Source organism: Cellulosimicrobium sp. SL-1, from assembly GCF_011033075.1.
Taxonomy (GTDB): domain Bacteria; phylum Actinomycetota; class Actinomycetes; order Actinomycetales; family Cellulomonadaceae; genus Cellulosimicrobium; species Cellulosimicrobium funkei.
Genome location: NZ_JAACJC010000001.1, coordinates 83370 through 97511, shown reverse-complemented (window position 1 = coordinate 97511; position 14142 = coordinate 83370). Strand labels below are relative to the sequence as shown.

Genomic DNA, 14142 nt, shown 5'->3' with positions numbered 1-14142 from the left:
GGTGGGACGCATGAGCGAAGACACCACCGCCACGAGCCCCGACCCGGAGACGGGCGCCGAGGGCGACACCGACCAGCTCCAGCCCGAGGAGACGCTCCTCGACCGCGGCGTGGACGACGTGCTCGACGAGGGCTACTCCCCGCCCGAGCGCCCCCGCTCGAACCACTTCGGCGAGACGCCGTGGGAAGAGGTGCACGGCGAGACGCTCGACCAGCGCCTCGCCGAGGAGGAGCCGGAGGAGTGGGAGCGCGACCCGGCCGAGCGGCCCGACGAGACCCGCGCGGGCCGCCTCGTCGCGGACCCCGACGCCCTCGACGGGCGCCAGAACGACACGTACGCCGACGACGAGGGGATCTCCGGGGGCGCCGCGGGCGCCGAGGAGGCCGCCGTCCACGTCGTCGAGGAGCCCTGAGGACGAGCGCCCGCCCGCGGCCGGCTCAGGCCGGCTCGCGGGGCGGCGGGTCCTCCCAGACGTCCTCCTCGTTCCGCACGGCGCGGATGCGGTCGGCACGCGCCGCGAGCTCCGCGTCGGGCGGGTAGGTGACCTCCTCGAGCACGAGCCCGTGCGCCGGCACGACGCCCGCCCCCGCGTCCCGGCGCCGGCTCGCGAGGAGCTCCGCCGGCCACCCGACGTCGCGCCGCCCCTCCCCCACGGCGAGCGACGCGCCGACGAGCGCGCGCACCATGTTGTGGCAGAACGCGTCCGCGCGGACGTGCGCGACCACGAGCCCCGCGTCGGGGCCGTCCGCCGGGCGCGACCACGACAGGTGCTGCAGCTCCCGGATCGTCGTCGCGCCCGGTCGCGGCTTGCAGAACGACGCGAAGTCCCGCACCCCGAGCAGGGGCCGCACGGCGGCGTCCATCGCCGCGACGTCGAGCGGTCGCCGGTTCCACAGCACCCACTCCCGGCGCAGCGGGTCGCGCTGCGCCGGGTCGTCCGCGACGCGGTAGGTGTACGCGCGGTGCAGCGCGGAGAATCGGGCGTCGAACCCGGTCGGGGCCGGCGCGGCACGGTGCACGACGACGTCCCCCGGCAGCACGCCCCCCAGCCGCGCGACGAGCGCGTCCCCCGGCGCGCGGTCGGACCGGCCGGGCAGCGCCTCCCACTGCGCCCGCGTGAGGTCGACGTGCGCGACCTGCCCCCGCGCGTGCACGCCCGCGTCCGTGCGCCCCGCCACCGTGAGCCGCGGCGCCGCGCCCCGCAGGATCGTCGCCAGCCCGTCCTCGAGCGTGCCCTGCACGGTGCGCAGCGTCGGCTGCCGGGCCCAGCCGGCGAACGCCGTCCCCTGGTAGGCGAGGTCCAGGCGCACGCGCACGACGTCGTCCGGCACGTCGGGTCGCGGGGCGTCGGGGTCCGGGAGGGCGGGGGGCGGGACGGCGGTCACGGGAGTTCACCGTAGTCGCCCGCCCGTGCGCCGCGCGCGCCGCCGTGCCTACGCTGCCGCCCATGACCGGCGACCCGCACGATGTCCGCACCCTCGCCGTCGACTGCGGCGGGGGCGGCATCAAGGCGAACGTGCTCGACGCGTCGGGCACCGCGCACGCCGCGGCGGTGCGCGTCCCCACGCCCTACCCCCTCCCGCCCGACCTCCTCGTCGAGACGGTCGCGGGCATCGCGGCCACGCTGCCTCCCGCCGACCGCGTCACGGTGGGCATGCCCGGGATGATCCGGCGCGGAGTCGTCGTGCACACGCCCCACTACGTGACGCGCAGCGGGCCCCGCTCGCGCGTGGACCCCGCGCTCGTCGAGGCCTGGACGAGCTTCGACGTCCGCGCGGCGGTCGAGCGCCGGCTCGGCGTCCCGGCGCTCGTGCTCAACGACGCCGAGGTGCACGGCGCGGGCGTCGTCGCGGCGTCCGGGCTCGAGCTGGTGCTGACGCTGGGGACGGGGCTCGGCTCCGCGCTGTTCCACGGGGGCCGGCTCGCGCCGCACCTCGAGTGGTCGCGCGCCCCGGTGCGGCGGGGCACCACGTACGACGAGTACGTCGGCGAGCCCGAGCGCCGCCGCCTCGGCGACGGGCTCTGGTCGCGCCGCGTCCTCGCGGTCGTCGAGGGGCTGCGGCCCGTGTTCTGGTGGGACCGCCTCTACCTGGGCGGGGGCAACTCGCGGCGCATCACCCCGAGCGTCCTCGACCGGCTCGGCGACGACGTCGTCGTGGTGCCGAACTCGGCGGCCCTCGTCGGGGGCGCCCGCGCGTGGGACCTCCCGCCGGCCTGACGCCTCAGCGACCGGCCGTGCCGTCGCCCGGCGCCCCGTCCGCGGTGCGCGGCCTGGGCGCGGCCGCGGCGGGCTCGAGGAGGCCCGGTGGCGCGCCCTCGTCCCCGCCCCCCGGCGGCGCGCCCGCGGCGAGCGCGCCGTGCGCGTCGAGCAGGACGCGGTTGAACGCCACGGGCGCGTCCAGGCTCACCAGGTGCCGCGCGCCCGGGACGACGACGAGCCGGGCCGGGGCCCCGCCCGCGTGCGCCGCAGCGAGGAACCCGCGCTCCCCCAGCCGGAAGTGGTCCCAGCGCCCGTTGACGAGCCAGACCGGCGAGTCCGCCGCCGCGAGGGCCCGGACCGGGTCGACCGACCCCACCTCGCGCAGGATCGCGCTCATGACGTCGAGGGCGAACCCGCCGGCCGCGAGGTCGGCGGCGGCCTGGGCCGTCATCGCCCGGTCGACGAGCGCCTGGTTCAGCCCGGCTCCCCCGTCCGGGAGCCGCTCGATCCCGCGCGCGAGGACGAGCCAGCCGCCGCGCAGGCGCGTCGACGGCGGCGTCGAGCACGCGGCGGCGACGAGCCCCACGACGCGCTCGGGGTGCCGCGCGCGCGTCTCGATCGCGACGTAGCCCCCGAGCGACAGCCCGACGACGAGCGCGCGGCCGCCGACCTCGTCGATCCCGGACGCGACCGCCTCGACCGCGCCGTCAAGCGTGAACGCCTCGCTGCGCCGCACGCCGTGGCCCGGCAGGTCGACCGCGACGGCCCGCACACCGGCGCGACGCAGCGCCGCGAGCTGGTCGCGCCACATCGAGCGCGACGTGCGCGACCCGTGCACGAGGACGACGGGCGGCCACGCCCCGGTCCCGGGCGACGCGTCGGTGGAGGTCACGTCTCGACCGTAGGCCCTGCTCCACGCGAGATCGACCCGAGGGGGCACGAGGCCGACCTCGGGCAGGCCGGTCTCCGCCGTCCGGGTCGAACCCGGCCGCTCGCTCGGCCCGTCCCGGCCCGACGGTGCCCCTCCCCCGGAGCGGCCGGGACGCGGCAGGCCAGGGACGCGGCAGGGCCGGAGACTCGGCAGAGCCGGAGACGCAGCAGGGCCCGGGACCGTACGGTCCCGGGCCCTGCGCGACGAGCCCCGGAGGGCTCGGGCGGGAAGAGGAGGCTCAGGCCTCCTTCTTCTCCTCCGTGGCGTCCTCGACGGGCGCGTCCTGGACGTCCTCGGCGGGAGCGTCCTCGACGGCGGCGTCCTCGACGGGCGCGTCCTCGACCTTGTCGGCCTTCTTGGACGGCTTGTCGGCCTTCTTCTTGCTCGCCTTCTCGGCAGCCTTCTCCGCCTCGCGGACGACGGCCTGCTTCGGGCTGACGGGCTCGGTCACGAGCTCGATCACCGCGAGGGGCGCGTTGTCGCCCTTGCGCGTGCCGACCTTCGTGATGCGCGTGTAGCCACCCTCACGCTCCGCCATCTGCGGGGCGATCTCGGTGAACAGCGTGTGCACCACGGACTTGTCGCGGACGACGCGCAGGACGCGACGGCGCGCGTGCAGGTCGCCGCGCTTGGCGAACGTGATGAGGCGCTCGGCCACCGGGCGCAGGCGCTTCGCCTTGGTCTCGGTGGTCGTGATGCGGCCGTGCTCGAAGAGCTGGGTGGACAGGTTCGCGAGCATCAGGCGCTCGTGAGCCGGTCCGCTGCCGAGCCGGGGGCCCTTGGCGGGGGTAGGCATGGGATGTGCTCCTTGGGAAGTGATCGCGCCGCAGGTGCGGACCCGGACGCGCTGAGGTGTCTAGAGCCGCAGGCTCAGTACTGCTGCTCGGTGTCCGAGAACGTCGCCTCGTCGTCGTCGCCGTCGTAGTACGCGGCGGCCGACGGGTCGAAGTCGAGCGGCGAGTCCTTGAGGGACAGGCCGAGCTCGGCGAGCTTCTCCTTCACCTCGTTGATGGACTTCGCACCGAAGTTGCGGATGTCCAGCAGGTCCGCCTCGCTGCGTGCGACGAGCTCGCCCACCTGGTGGATGCCCTCGCGCTTGAGGCAGTTGTACGAGCGGATCGTGAGGTTGAGCTCCTCGATCGGCAGCGCCAGGTCCGCGGCCAGGGCCGCGTCCGTCGGCGACGGACCGATCTCGATGCCCTCGGCCTCGACGTTGAGCTCGCGGGCGAGGCCGAAGAGCTCCACCAGCGTCTTGCCGGCCGACGCGAGCGCGTCGCGCGGCGAGATCGCCGGCTTCGTCTCGACGTCCACGACCAGCTTGTCGAAGTCCGTGCGCTGCTCGACACGCGTCGCCTCGACCTTGTAGGTCACCTTGAGGACCGGCGAGTAGATCGAGTCGACCGGGATCCGGCCGATCTCGGCGTCGAACGACTTGTTCTGCGAGGCCGAGACGTAGCCACGGCCGCGCTCGACGGTCAGCTCGATCTCGAGCTTGCCCTTGTCGTTGAGCGTGGCGATGTGCAGCTCGGGGTTGTGGACCTCCACACCCGCGGGCGGGACGATGTCCGCCGCGGTGACCGCACCAGCACCCTGCTTGCGCAGGTACATCACGACGGGCTCGTCGTTCTCCGAGGAGACGACGAGGTTCTTGATGTTGAGGATGACCTCGGTCACGTCCTCCTTCACACCCGGCACGGTGGTGAACTCGTGGAGCACACCGTCGATGCGGATGGAGGTGACCGCCGCGCCCGGGATGGACGACAGCAGCGTGCGACGCAGCGAGTTGCCGAGCGTGTAGCCGAAGCCGGGCTCCAGCGGCTCGATGGAGAAGCGCGAACGGTTCTCCGAGATGACCTCTTCGGTCAAGGTGGGGCGCTGTGCGATCAGCACTGGTGGTTTCCTTTCGGTGAGCGTCCGCCATATGACGCTGCACGGTTCAAGGCGAGGTGCGTGCCTGCGGCACGCGGCCCCGGCCGGGACTCTGTCCACCCGGCCGGGAAGGGTGCGTCGGCCCCGTCAGGAGGCGGCTGCCCCGTGACGGGCGCCGTCGACGGGCTCGGCCGGTCGGTGACCGGGCGGCCCGTCGACGGCACGCCGACGACGAGGGTCAGACGCGACGACGCTTGGGCGGCCGGCACCCGTTGTGCGCCTGCGGCGTCACGTCCTGGATCGAGCCGACCTCGAGGCCGGCCGACTGCAGCGAGCGGATCGCCGTCTCGCGACCCGAGCCCGGGCCCTTGACGAAGACGTCGACCTTCTTCATGCCGTGCTCCTGCGCCTTGCGGGCAGCGGCCTCGGCCGCGAGGCCGGCGGCGAAGGGGGTCGACTTGCGGGAGCCCTTGAAGCCGACGTCGCCGCCGGAGGCCCACGCGATCACGGCGCCCGACGGGTCCGTGATCGACACGATCGTGTTGTTGAACGTGCTCTTGATGTGCGCCTGGCCGGCGGGGACGTTCTTCTTGTCCTTGCGACGAGGCTTGCGCCCAGCGGCGGCGCGAGTCTTGGGAGGCATGTCCTTCTTCTCTCCTGGTCTGAGGTGGTCTGACCGCGGGGATCTCCACCCGGCACGGGACGGACCGTGAGGTCCGCGTCAGTGCGCGAGCAGGGCCCGCCCTGCGGACTGGCTCAGCGGGCCTTCTTCTTGCCGGCCACGGTGCGCTTCGGTCCCTTGCGCGTACGCGCGTTGGTCTTCGTGCGCTGGCCGCGCACGGGCAGGCCGCGGCGGTGACGCAGGCCCTGGTAGGTGCCGATCTCGACCTTGCGGCGGATGTCGGCGGCCACCTCACGACGGAGGTCACCCTCGAGCTTGTAGTTGCCCTCGAGGTAGTCGCGGAGCGCGACGAGCTCGGCGTCGCCGAGGTCCTTCACGCGGGCGTCCGGGCTGATGCCGGTGGCGGCCAGCGTCTGCTGGGCGCGGGTACGGCCGACGCCGTAGATGTAGGTGAGCGCGACCTCGAGCCGCTTGTCGCGGGGGAGGTCGACGCCGATGAGACGTGCCATGTGCCTTTCGGCTCCTCGTGCTTCGTCGGAGGTCTGTCGCACCGCCCTCCCACGGGGAGCTCCGTGGGCCCCGGCCTCCGAGCCGGGGGTTCCCCTGCCTGTGGCGTTCTCCTCCCGGACTCGCGTCCGGGGTGCCGAGCAGGTTCGTGGTGGTGCGCTGGTGGCCGGCCGTCGTCGTGACGGGCGGCCTGGTGACCGCGGTCCCGGAGGACCGTCACCCGTGGCGCAGGTGAGGGCTCAGCCCTGGCGCTGCTTGTGCCGCAGGTTCTCGCAGATCACCATGACGCGACCGTGCCGGCGGATCACCTTGCACTTGTCGCAGATCTTCTTGACGCTGGGCTTGACCTTCATCTTCGTTCCCTCAGTGGTGCCCCGCTCCGGGCGCGACCGACGAGCGGCCCCGGTGGTCCCGGGTGCGAGGCGGGTGAGTGGGTGGACGCGTGACGACTACTTGTAGCGGTAGACGATCCGGCCGCGGGACAGGTCGTACGGGCTCAGCTCGACCACGACCCGGTCCTCGGGGAGGATCCGGATGTAGTGCTGGCGCATCTTGCCCGAGATGTGCGCGAGAACCTTGTGCCCGTTGGCCAGCTCCACGCGGAACATCGCGTTCGGCAGGGCCTCGACCACGCTGCCCTCGATCTCGATGACACCGTCCTTCTTTGCCATGTCCTCCGCTAACTCTCGTCTGAACTGCTAGGACTCCCGCGCACGCCCGACCCGAGGGTCGTCCGATCGTGGGAGGTGCGTGGAGCCGCGTGCGGTGGTCGGTCGCCCGGGTCCCGAGGGACGGGGGCCGGATGAACGACGTGCACGGACTACACCCGACGGACCATCCTACGGCATCCGGCAAGGGACGGGAAACCGTGGCGGGTCGTACGCGCGGTGCGACGCGTCACTCCCCCGTCGCGCCGGGTGCCGTCGAGCGCTGCCGGACGGGAGCGAGGCGGCCCGCGACCGGCCGGTGCGCGGTCAGGCCGCGAGCGGTGCGACGCGCACGCCGAGCTCCGCGAGCTCCGCGGCGCCGCCGTCGGGCGCGGTGAGGACCCAGATGCCCTCGTCGAGGATCGCGACGCTGTGCTCCCAGTGCGCGGCACGGGTGCCGTCGTCCGTCACGACCGTCCAGTCGTCCTCGCACACCTCGGTGAACCGCTCGCCCCGCGTGAGCATCGGCTCGATCGCGAGGCACATGCCCGGGCGCAGCCGCGGGCCCTTCTCGCGCGTGCGGTAGTTCGGGACGTCCGGGGGCTGGTGCATCGCGGACCCGATCCCGTGGCCGACGTAGTCCTCGACGATGCCGTAGGTGACGCCGTCAGACTCCCCCGAGACACGCACCGAGTCCTCGATGGCGGCCCCGACGTCGCACAGCCGCTCGCTCGTCGCGAGCGCGGCGATCCCGGCCCACATGGCGCGGCGCGTGGCCTCGACGAGCGCCTCGTCGTGCGGGTCGCCCTCACCGAGCACGAACGAGACCGCCGAGTCACCGTGCCAGCCGTCGACGACGGCCCCGCAGTCGACGGAGACGACGTCCCCCGGGCGCAGCTCCCGCGGCCCGGGGATGCCGTGGACGACCTCGTCGTTCACCGACACGCAGAGCGACGCCGGGTAGCCCTCGTACCCGAGGAACGACGGCGTCGCCCCGGCGTCGGCGATGACCGCGGCGGCGAGCGCGTCGAGGTCGGCGGTCGTCATGCCCGGTCGGACGGCGTCGCGCACCGTCCCGAGCGCGCGCGCCACGACGAGGCCGGCGCTGCGCATGGACCGGACCTGGTCGTGCGTCTTGTACTCGATGCGCTCGCGACCGAACACCCTGCTGCTCCTCAGAACCGACGGAAAGACGTGCGGGCGCTCAGCCGACGAGCGCGGTCAGCGCCGACACGATGCGGCCGGTGACCTCGTCGATGTCGCCGATCCCGTCGACCCGCACCAGCAGGCCGCGGTCCGCGTAGGCGGAGGTGAGCGGCGCCGTCTGCTCCGCGTAGATGTCGAGGCGGCGCGCGATGGCCTCCTCCGTGTCGTCCTCGCGACCCTCGATCTCCGCGCGCTTCGCGAGGCGCGCGAGCAGCTCGTCACGGTCCGCGGTGAGCTCCACGACGCCGTCCAGCGCGACGCCCAGGTCGGCGAGGATCGCGTCGAGCTCGACGACCTGGGCCGCGTTGCGCGGGTAGCCGTCGAGGATGAACCCCTGCGCGGCGTCGTCCTGCGCGAGACGGTCGCGGACCATCGCGTTCGTCACCGAGTCGGGGACGAGGTCGCCCTTCGCGGTGTACTCCTGCGCGAGGCGGCCGAGCTCCGTGCCGCCCTTGATGTTCGCCCGGAAGATGTCGCCGGTCGAGATCGCCGGGATGGACAGCTGCTCGGCGAGCCGGGCGGCCTGCGTCCCCTTGCCCGCGCCCTGCGGGCCCATGATGACGAGGCGCGCGGGGCGCGCGGCGGACTGGCCGTCGGTGGCGTTGCTCAACGGAGGAACCCTTCGTAGTGGCGCTGCTGCAGCTGGGAGTTGATCTGCTTGACCGTCTCCAGGCCGACGCCGACGACGATGATGATCGAGGAGCCACCGAACGGGATGTTCGTGCTCACGCCGAGCCCGATGAGGACCAGCGTCGGCAGCAGTGCGACGAGCGCGAGGTAGATGGCACCCGCGGAGGTGATGCGGGTGATGACGTAGTCGAGGTACTCGGCGGTGGGCCGGCCGGCACGGATGCCCGGGATGAAGCCGCCGTACTTCTTCATGTTGTCCGCGACCTCGTCCGGGTTGAACGTGATCGACGTGTAGAAGAAGCAGAAGAACAGGATCATCAGCACGTACAGCAGGATGTGCAGCGGCGCGGACGGGTCGGCCAGGTTGGTGCTGATCCAGATCACCCAGTCGGCGCTCTGGTCGCCGAACTGCGCGATGAGGCCCGGGACCGCGAGCAGCGAGGCCGCGAAGATCACCGGGATGACACCCGCCATGTTGATCTTGATCGGGATGTAGGTGCTCGAGCCGCCGTACATGCGGCGACCGACCATGCGCTTGGCGTACTGCACCGGCACGCGGCGCTGGGACTGCTCGACGAACACGACCAGACCGATGACGAGCACGATGACCGCGATCATGATGATGAAGTTCGTCGCGCCGTTCGCGCCGCCGGCGATCGACCACAGGGCGGTCGGGAAGCTCGCGGCGATGGACGTGAAGATGAGCAGCGACATGCCGTTGCCGACGCCGCGCTCCGTGATGAGCTCGCCGAGCCACATGATGAGGCCGGTGCCCGCGGTCATCGTGATGACCATGAGGGCCATCGTGACGAAGCTGGCGTCCGGGATGACGTCGACGGAGCAGCCCTGGAAGAGCAGGCCGTTGCGCGCCGTCGTGATGACGGTCGTCGACTGGAGGATGGCGAGCGCGATCGTCAGGTAGCGCGTGTACTGCGTCAGCTTCGCCTGGCCCGACTGGCCCTCCTTGTGGAGCGCCTCGAAGCGAGGGATCACGACGCGCAGCAGCTGGACGATGATGCTCGCGGTGATGTACGGCATGATGCCGAGCGCGAAGATCGACAGCTGGAGCAGCGCGCCGCCGCTGAAGAGGTTGACCAGGCTGAGCAGGTCGTTGCCGTCGGCGGTCTCCGCGATGCACTGCTGCACGTTGGGGTAGTCCACGCCGGGCGTGGGGATGAACGACCCCACCCGGAAGATCGCCATGATCGCGATCGTGAACAGCAGCTTGCGCCGCAGGTCGGGCGTCCGGAAAGCCCGGGCGAATGCGCTGAGCACCTATCCTCCTGGCCCGCCGAGGCGGGATGTCGTGTCGCCGGGAGGCCCGGCGAGGTGTGACGCACGGCACGGGCGCCAAGAGGCACCCTAGCCGTAGCGCCGCGTCGAACGGCAAGTCGGTCCCGATCACCGGACGGGCCGGCCGTGGACCTGGGAGTGACGGCGGTCACCCCCGGGGTGCGGGGAGACAGCCGTCGGAGAGTCTAGACCGTGGTGCGCTGCCGGACGGACCACGGGTCGTGCAGGGAGGCGCCCTCAGACGCGGACAGGGCCGACGGCGCGTACGCGCCACCGGCCCTGTCCAGGGGTGTCAGTCCTCCGAGACCGAACCGCCGGCCGCGAGGATCTTCTCGCGAGCCGCGCCCGAGAGGGCGTCGACCGCGACCTCGAGCTTGACGGTGATCTCTCCCGTGCCGAGCACCTTGACGAGCTGGCCCTTGCGGACCGCGCCCTTCGCGACGAGGTCCTCGACGGTGACCTGGCCACCCTCGGGGTACAGCGCCGCGAGCTTGTCCAGGTTCACGACCTGGTACTCGGTGCGGAACGGGTTCTTGAAGCCGCGCAGCTTCGGGAGGCGCATGTGCAGAGGCATCTGCCCACCCTCGAAGCGCTCGGGAACCTGGTAACGAGCCTTCGTACCCTTGGTACCGCGGCCCGCCGTCTTACCCTTCGACGCCTCACCACGACCCACGCGGGTCTTGGCCTTCTTGGCGCCGGGAGCCGGACGCAGGTGGTGGACCTTGAGCGTGCCGCCGGCACCATCGGTCTGCGCGGGGGTCTGCTCGGCCTTCGCCGGAGCAGACGCCTTCGCAGCGGTCTTCTTCTTCGGAGCCTCGGCGGTCTCCTTGGTGGCCTTCTCAGCCATGGTCACTCGACCTCCTCAACGGTGACGAGGTGCGCCACCGTCGCGACCATGCCGCGGATCTCCGGGCGGTCCTCCTTCACGGCGGTGTCGCCGATCCGCTTGAGGCCCAGAGTGCGCAGCGTGTCGCGCTGGTTCTGCTTGCCGCCGATGGCGGACTTCGTCTGGGTCACCTTGAGCCTGGCCATCAGGCGTTCACCCCCGCAGCACGGGCACGCAGGAGCGCGGCCGGGGCCACGTCCTCGAGCGGGAGACCACGGCGCGCGGCGACAGCCTCAGGCTGCTCCAGGTTGCGCAGGGCCTCGACGGTCGCGTGCACGATGTTGATCGCGTTGGACGAGCCGAGCGACTTGCTCAGCACGTCGTGGATGCCCGCGCACTCCAGCACGGCGCGCACCGGACCACCGGCGATCACACCGGTACCCGGAGCGGCCGGACGGAGGAACACGACGCCGGCGGCGGCCTCACCCTGGATGGGGTGCGGGATGGTGCCCTGGATGCGCGGGACCTTGAAGAAGTTCTTCTTGGCCTCCTCGACACCCTTGGCGATCGCCGCGGGCACCTCCTTCGCCTTGCCGTAGCCGACGCCGACGGTGCCGTCGCCGTCGCCCACCACGACGAGCGCGGTGAAGCTGAAGCGGCGGCCGCCCTTGACGACCTTGGAGACGCGGTTGATGGTGACGACGCGCTCGACGAAGGCGTTCTTCTCGGCTGCGTCGCCACGGCGACCGTCGCGACGGTCACCGCGACGGTCGTCGCGGCGCCCCCCGCGCGCGTTCTGGTCGCTCGACTCGTTGGCGGCACCCGTGGGGGCGCCGGTGTTGCTGCGCTGCCCTGCAGCCATCAGAGAATCCTTTGCTTCCGTGTGGGGATGGTCGGCGTCGTCACAGGGACAGACCGCCCTCGCGAGCGCCGTCGGCGACCGCAGCGACCCGACCGTGGTACTTGTTGCCGCCACGGTCGAAGACGACGGAGTCGACGCCCTTGGCCTTCGCACGCTCGGCGACGAGCTCGCCGACCTTGCGGGCCTTGGCGCTCTTGTCGCCGTCGAGCGCACGCAGGTCCGCCTCGAGCGACGAGGCCGACGCGAGCGTCTGACCGATCGTGTCGTCCACGACCTGAGCCGTGATGTGACGCGTGGAACGCGTCACCACGAGGCGCGGACGACCGGCGGTCCCCTTGATCTTCTTGCGCAGGCGCAGGTGCCGGCGCTGACGCGCGACGGCCTTGCCCTTGCCGAGAACCTTCAGAGCCATCGTTACTTACCAGCCTTTCCAGCCTTGCGGCGGACGACCTCGCCGGCGTAACGCACACCCTTGCCCTTGTACGGCTCGGGCTTGCGGATCTTGCGGATGTTCGCTGCGATCTCGCCGACCTGCTGCTTGTCGATGCCGGAGACCGAGAACTTCGTCGGGCTCTCGACCGCGAACGTGATGCCCGCGGGCGGGGTCACGACGACCGGGTGGCTGAAGCCGAGGGCGAACTCGAGGTCCGAGCCCTTGGCCGTCACGCGGTAACCGGTGCCGACGATCTCGAGCTTCTTCTCGTAGCCCTGCGTCACGCCCTGCACGAGGTTCGCCAGGAGGGTGCGGGTCAGGCCGTGCAGCGCGCGGGACTCGCGCTCGTCGTTCGGGCGCGACACCACGAGGGTGCCGTCCTCCTGAGCGACCTGGATGGGGGCGGGCACGTGGTGCTCGAGCGAGCCCTTGGGGCCCTTCACGGTCACGAGCGCGCCGCTGATGGTGACGTCCACTCCGGCGGGAACCGGAACGGGGATCTTGCCGATTCGAGACATGGCGTATCTCCTTTCCGGGTTACCAGACGTAGGCGAGGACTTCGCCGCCCACGCCCTTCGTGGCGGCCTGCTTGTCGGTGAGCAGACCGGAGGACGTGGACAGGATCGCCACGCCCAGGCCGCCGAGAACCTTCGGCAGCTCGGTGGACTTGACGTACTTGCGCAGGCCGGGCTTCGACACGCGGCGCACGCCGGCGAGGCTGCGCTCACGGTTCGGGCCGAACTTGAGCTGGATGGTGAGGTTCTTGCCCACCGTCGCGTCCTCGACGCTCCAGCCGGAGATGTAGCCCTCGGCCTGGAGGATCTCGGCAATGTGCGACTTCAGCTTCGAGTACGGCATGGTCACCGTCTCGTGGTAAGCCGAGTTCGCGTTCCGCAGACGCGTCAGCATGTCTGCGATCGGGTCGGTCATCGTCATCGGGCTCTAGCCCTTCCTCGACGTGGTATCCGGGCGGGGCGCGTCGAGCGACGCGCTCCGCCAGGACCTACGACGTAGTTGTTACCAGCTGCTCTTGGTGACGCCCGGAAGCTCACCACGGTGGGCCATCTCGCGCACGCAGATGCGGCACAGGCCGAACTTGCGGTACACCGAGTGCGGGCGACCGCACTTCTGGCACCGGGTGTAGGCGCGGACCGCGAACTTCGGCTTGGCGGCCGCCTTGTTGATCAGGGCCTTCTTCGCCATGTCAGTTCTCCTTGAAGGGGAAGCCGAGACGGCGCAGCAGGGAGCGGCCCTCGTCATCGGTCGTCGCCGTGGTCACGATCGTGATGTCCATACCGCGGACACGGTCGATCTTGTCCTGGTCGATCTCGTGGAACATCGACTGCTCCGTGAGACCGAACGTGTAGTTGCCGTTCCCGTCGAACTGCTTGGGCGACAGGCCGCGGAAGTCGCGGATGCGCGGCAGGGCGATCGACAGCAGGCGGTCCAGGAACTCCCACATGCGGTCGCCGCGCAGCGTGACGTGCGCGCCGATCGGCATGCCCTCGCGCAGCTTGAACTGCGCGATGGACTTGCGGGCCTTGGTCACCTGCGGCTTCTGGCCGGTGATCGCGGACAGGTCGCGGATGGCGCCCTCGATGAGCTTCGAGTCCTTGGCGGCGTCACCGACACCCATGTTCACGACGATCTTCGTGACGCGGGCGACCTGGTTGACGTTCTCGTGCCCGAACTCCTCGCGCAGACCGGCGACGATCTCCTCGCGGTAGCGCTGCTTCAGGCGGGGCACCTCGGGGGCGACGATCTCGGTGCTCATCAGATGTCCTTCCCGGAGCGCTTGGCGACACGCACGCGCACGGTGCGCTTGCGGCCGTCACGCTCGACCTCTTCGGTGCGGTACCCGACGCGGGTGCCCTTCTTGGTCTCCGGGTCGACGACCATCACGTTGCTGATGTGGATCGGGGCCTCGACGGTCTCGATCCCACCGGTCCGCGTGCCGCGCTGCGACTGGCCGACCTTGGTGTGCTTGGTGACGCGCTGGACGCCCTCGACGATGACGCGGTCACGGTCGGTGAGCACCTCGAGGACGCGCCCCTGCTTGCCCTTGTCCTTGCCCGCGATGACGACGACGAGGTCGCCCTTCTTGATCTTGGCCATG

Annotated in this window: 22 protein-coding genes; 2 read left to right on the top strand and 20 right to left on the bottom strand. The window is 71.7% G+C overall.

The window, feature by feature from the left end; translation table 11 throughout:
* Window positions 1–10: 10 nt before the first annotated feature.
* A complete protein-coding gene (locus GWJ10_RS00490; RefSeq protein WP_043652004.1) occupies window positions 11–412 on the top strand; it encodes a DUF5709 domain-containing protein in 402 nt (133 codons plus the stop codon).
* Between the two features lie 25 nt (window positions 413–437).
* On the opposite strand, the gene truA is transcribed toward GWJ10_RS00490, so the two are convergent.
* On the bottom strand, window positions 438–1331 hold the full coding sequence (gene truA, locus GWJ10_RS00485; RefSeq protein WP_163184813.1) for a tRNA pseudouridine(38-40) synthase TruA: 894 nt from the start codon (window positions 1329–1331) through the stop codon (window positions 438–440).
* A 116-nt stretch (window positions 1332–1447) separates the two neighbouring features.
* On the opposite strand from truA, the gene GWJ10_RS00480 reads away from it, so the two are divergent.
* Window positions 1448–2218, top strand: coding sequence for an ROK family protein (locus GWJ10_RS00480; protein WP_034654905.1), 771 nt, complete (start codon window positions 1448–1450; stop codon window positions 2216–2218).
* A gap of 4 nt (window positions 2219–2222) precedes the next feature.
* Here GWJ10_RS00480 and GWJ10_RS00475 read toward each other — a convergent pair whose 3' ends face one another.
* From GWJ10_RS00475 to rplX, 19 genes are all read right to left on the bottom strand, one after another.
* The gene (locus GWJ10_RS00475; RefSeq protein WP_241005607.1) at window positions 2223–3092 is read right to left on the bottom strand and encodes an alpha/beta hydrolase; all 870 of its coding nucleotides are present in this window, start codon (window positions 3090–3092) and stop codon (window positions 2223–2225) included.
* Between the two features lie 277 nt (window positions 3093–3369).
* Window positions 3370–3927: a 50S ribosomal protein L17 gene (gene rplQ, locus GWJ10_RS00470; RefSeq protein ID WP_021479761.1), complete on the bottom strand. Its 558-nt coding sequence runs from the start codon at window positions 3925–3927 to the stop codon at window positions 3370–3372.
* Between the two features lie 74 nt (window positions 3928–4001).
* Window positions 4002–5021: a DNA-directed RNA polymerase subunit alpha gene (locus GWJ10_RS00465; protein ID WP_021479760.1), complete on the bottom strand. Its 1020-nt coding sequence runs from the start codon at window positions 5019–5021 to the stop codon at window positions 4002–4004.
* 217 nt (window positions 5022–5238) lie between these two features.
* A complete protein-coding gene (rpsK, locus tag GWJ10_RS00460; protein WP_021479759.1) occupies window positions 5239–5643 on the bottom strand; it encodes a 30S ribosomal protein S11 in 405 nt (134 codons plus the stop codon).
* Window positions 5644–5756: 113 nt separating this feature from the next.
* The gene (gene rpsM / locus GWJ10_RS00455; RefSeq protein ID WP_021479758.1) at window positions 5757–6131 is read right to left on the bottom strand and encodes a 30S ribosomal protein S13; all 375 of its coding nucleotides are present in this window, start codon (window positions 6129–6131) and stop codon (window positions 5757–5759) included.
* Window positions 6132–6368: 237 nt separating this feature from the next.
* On the bottom strand, window positions 6369–6482 hold the full coding sequence (gene rpmJ / locus GWJ10_RS00450; RefSeq protein ID WP_009740505.1) for a 50S ribosomal protein L36: 114 nt from the start codon (window positions 6480–6482) through the stop codon (window positions 6369–6371).
* A gap of 96 nt (window positions 6483–6578) precedes the next feature.
* On the bottom strand, window positions 6579–6800 hold the full coding sequence (gene infA, locus GWJ10_RS00445) for a translation initiation factor IF-1 (RefSeq protein WP_012867920.1): 222 nt from the start codon (window positions 6798–6800) through the stop codon (window positions 6579–6581).
* A gap of 303 nt (window positions 6801–7103) precedes the next feature.
* The gene (map, locus tag GWJ10_RS00440; RefSeq protein WP_061268495.1) at window positions 7104–7940 is read right to left on the bottom strand and encodes a type I methionyl aminopeptidase; all 837 of its coding nucleotides are present in this window, start codon (window positions 7938–7940) and stop codon (window positions 7104–7106) included.
* 40 nt (window positions 7941–7980) lie between these two features.
* A complete protein-coding gene (locus GWJ10_RS00435; protein WP_031315308.1) occupies window positions 7981–8538 on the bottom strand; it encodes an adenylate kinase in 558 nt (185 codons plus the stop codon).
* A gap of 50 nt (window positions 8539–8588) precedes the next feature.
* Window positions 8589–9887, bottom strand: coding sequence for a preprotein translocase subunit SecY (secY, locus tag GWJ10_RS00430; protein ID WP_021480441.1), 1299 nt, complete (start codon window positions 9885–9887; stop codon window positions 8589–8591).
* Between the two features lie 310 nt (window positions 9888–10197).
* Entirely contained in the window at window positions 10198–10752 is a 555-nt protein-coding gene (rplO, locus tag GWJ10_RS00425) for a 50S ribosomal protein L15 (RefSeq protein WP_163184464.1), read from the bottom strand.
* A gap of 2 nt (window positions 10753–10754) precedes the next feature.
* On the bottom strand, window positions 10755–10937 hold the full coding sequence (gene rpmD / locus GWJ10_RS00420; RefSeq protein WP_021480439.1) for a 50S ribosomal protein L30: 183 nt from the start codon (window positions 10935–10937) through the stop codon (window positions 10755–10757).
* Complete coding sequence (gene rpsE / locus GWJ10_RS00415) at window positions 10937–11593, bottom strand: 30S ribosomal protein S5 (protein ID WP_021480438.1); 657 nt, start codon at window positions 11591–11593, stop codon at window positions 10937–10939. Before rpsE ends, rpmD begins: the two co-directional genes overlap by 1 nt.
* 40 nt (window positions 11594–11633) lie before the next feature.
* Window positions 11634–12005, bottom strand: coding sequence for a 50S ribosomal protein L18 (rplR, locus tag GWJ10_RS00410; RefSeq protein WP_021480437.1), 372 nt, complete (start codon window positions 12003–12005; stop codon window positions 11634–11636).
* A 2-nt stretch (window positions 12006–12007) separates the two neighbouring features.
* The gene (rplF, locus tag GWJ10_RS00405) at window positions 12008–12544 is read right to left on the bottom strand and encodes a 50S ribosomal protein L6 (protein WP_021480436.1); all 537 of its coding nucleotides are present in this window, start codon (window positions 12542–12544) and stop codon (window positions 12008–12010) included.
* Between the two features lie 19 nt (window positions 12545–12563).
* On the bottom strand, window positions 12564–12962 hold the full coding sequence (rpsH, locus tag GWJ10_RS00400) for a 30S ribosomal protein S8 (RefSeq protein WP_021480435.1): 399 nt from the start codon (window positions 12960–12962) through the stop codon (window positions 12564–12566).
* Between the two features lie 81 nt (window positions 12963–13043).
* On the bottom strand, window positions 13044–13229 hold the full coding sequence (locus GWJ10_RS00395) for a type Z 30S ribosomal protein S14 (protein ID WP_021480434.1): 186 nt from the start codon (window positions 13227–13229) through the stop codon (window positions 13044–13046).
* A gap of 1 nt (window position 13230) precedes the next feature.
* Window positions 13231–13800: a 50S ribosomal protein L5 gene (rplE, locus tag GWJ10_RS00390; RefSeq protein WP_021480433.1), complete on the bottom strand. Its 570-nt coding sequence runs from the start codon at window positions 13798–13800 to the stop codon at window positions 13231–13233.
* Window positions 13800–14141: a 50S ribosomal protein L24 gene (gene rplX, locus GWJ10_RS00385; RefSeq protein WP_021480432.1), complete on the bottom strand. Its 342-nt coding sequence runs from the start codon at window positions 14139–14141 to the stop codon at window positions 13800–13802. The genes rplE and rplX overlap by 1 nt, the downstream gene beginning before the upstream one ends.
* Window position 14142: the final 1 nt, after the last annotated feature.

What these genes read in the sequence shown, in the direction of transcription:
- GWJ10_RS00435 (WP_031315308.1), bottom strand. Translation starts at nt 8,538, where the DNA reads ATGGGCCCGCAGGGCGCGGGCAAGGGGACGCAGGCCGCCCGGCTCGCC.
- rpsK (WP_021479759.1), bottom strand. Translation starts at nt 5,643, where the DNA reads ATGCCTCCCAAGACTCGCGCCGCCGCTGGGCGCAAGCCTCGTCGCAAG.
- rplO (WP_163184464.1), bottom strand. Translation starts at nt 10,752, where the DNA reads ATGGCTGAGAAGGCCACCAAGGAGACCGCCGAGGCTCCGAAGAAGAAG.
- rpsE (WP_021480438.1), bottom strand. Translation starts at nt 11,593, where the DNA reads ATGGCTGCAGGGCAGCGCAGCAACACCGGCGCCCCCACGGGTGCCGCC.
- GWJ10_RS00480 (WP_034654905.1), top strand. Translation starts at nt 1,448, where the DNA reads ATGACCGGCGACCCGCACGATGTCCGCACCCTCGCCGTCGACTGCGGC.
- rplE (WP_021480433.1), bottom strand. Translation starts at nt 13,800, where the DNA reads ATGAGCACCGAGATCGTCGCCCCCGAGGTGCCCCGCCTGAAGCAGCGC.
- rpsM (WP_021479758.1), bottom strand. Translation starts at nt 6,131, where the DNA reads ATGGCACGTCTCATCGGCGTCGACCTCCCCCGCGACAAGCGGCTCGAG.
- rplR (WP_021480437.1), bottom strand. Translation starts at nt 12,005, where the DNA reads ATGGCTCTGAAGGTTCTCGGCAAGGGCAAGGCCGTCGCGCGTCAGCGC.
- infA (WP_012867920.1), bottom strand. Translation starts at nt 6,800, where the DNA reads ATGGCAAAGAAGGACGGTGTCATCGAGATCGAGGGCAGCGTGGTCGAG.
- rplX (WP_021480432.1), bottom strand. Translation starts at nt 14,141, where the DNA reads ATGGCCAAGATCAAGAAGGGCGACCTCGTCGTCGTCATCGCGGGCAAG.
- rpmJ (WP_009740505.1), bottom strand. Translation starts at nt 6,482, where the DNA reads ATGAAGGTCAAGCCCAGCGTCAAGAAGATCTGCGACAAGTGCAAGGTG.
- rplQ (WP_021479761.1), bottom strand. Translation starts at nt 3,927, where the DNA reads ATGCCTACCCCCGCCAAGGGCCCCCGGCTCGGCAGCGGACCGGCTCAC.
- rplF (WP_021480436.1), bottom strand. Translation starts at nt 12,544, where the DNA reads ATGTCTCGAATCGGCAAGATCCCCGTTCCGGTTCCCGCCGGAGTGGAC.
- GWJ10_RS00395 (WP_021480434.1), bottom strand. Translation starts at nt 13,229, where the DNA reads ATGGCGAAGAAGGCCCTGATCAACAAGGCGGCCGCCAAGCCGAAGTTC.
- rpmD (WP_021480439.1), bottom strand. Translation starts at nt 10,937, where the DNA reads ATGGCCAGGCTCAAGGTGACCCAGACGAAGTCCGCCATCGGCGGCAAG.
- GWJ10_RS00490 (WP_043652004.1), top strand. Translation starts at nt 11, where the DNA reads ATGAGCGAAGACACCACCGCCACGAGCCCCGACCCGGAGACGGGCGCC.
- rpsH (WP_021480435.1), bottom strand. Translation starts at nt 12,962, where the DNA reads ATGACGATGACCGACCCGATCGCAGACATGCTGACGCGTCTGCGGAAC.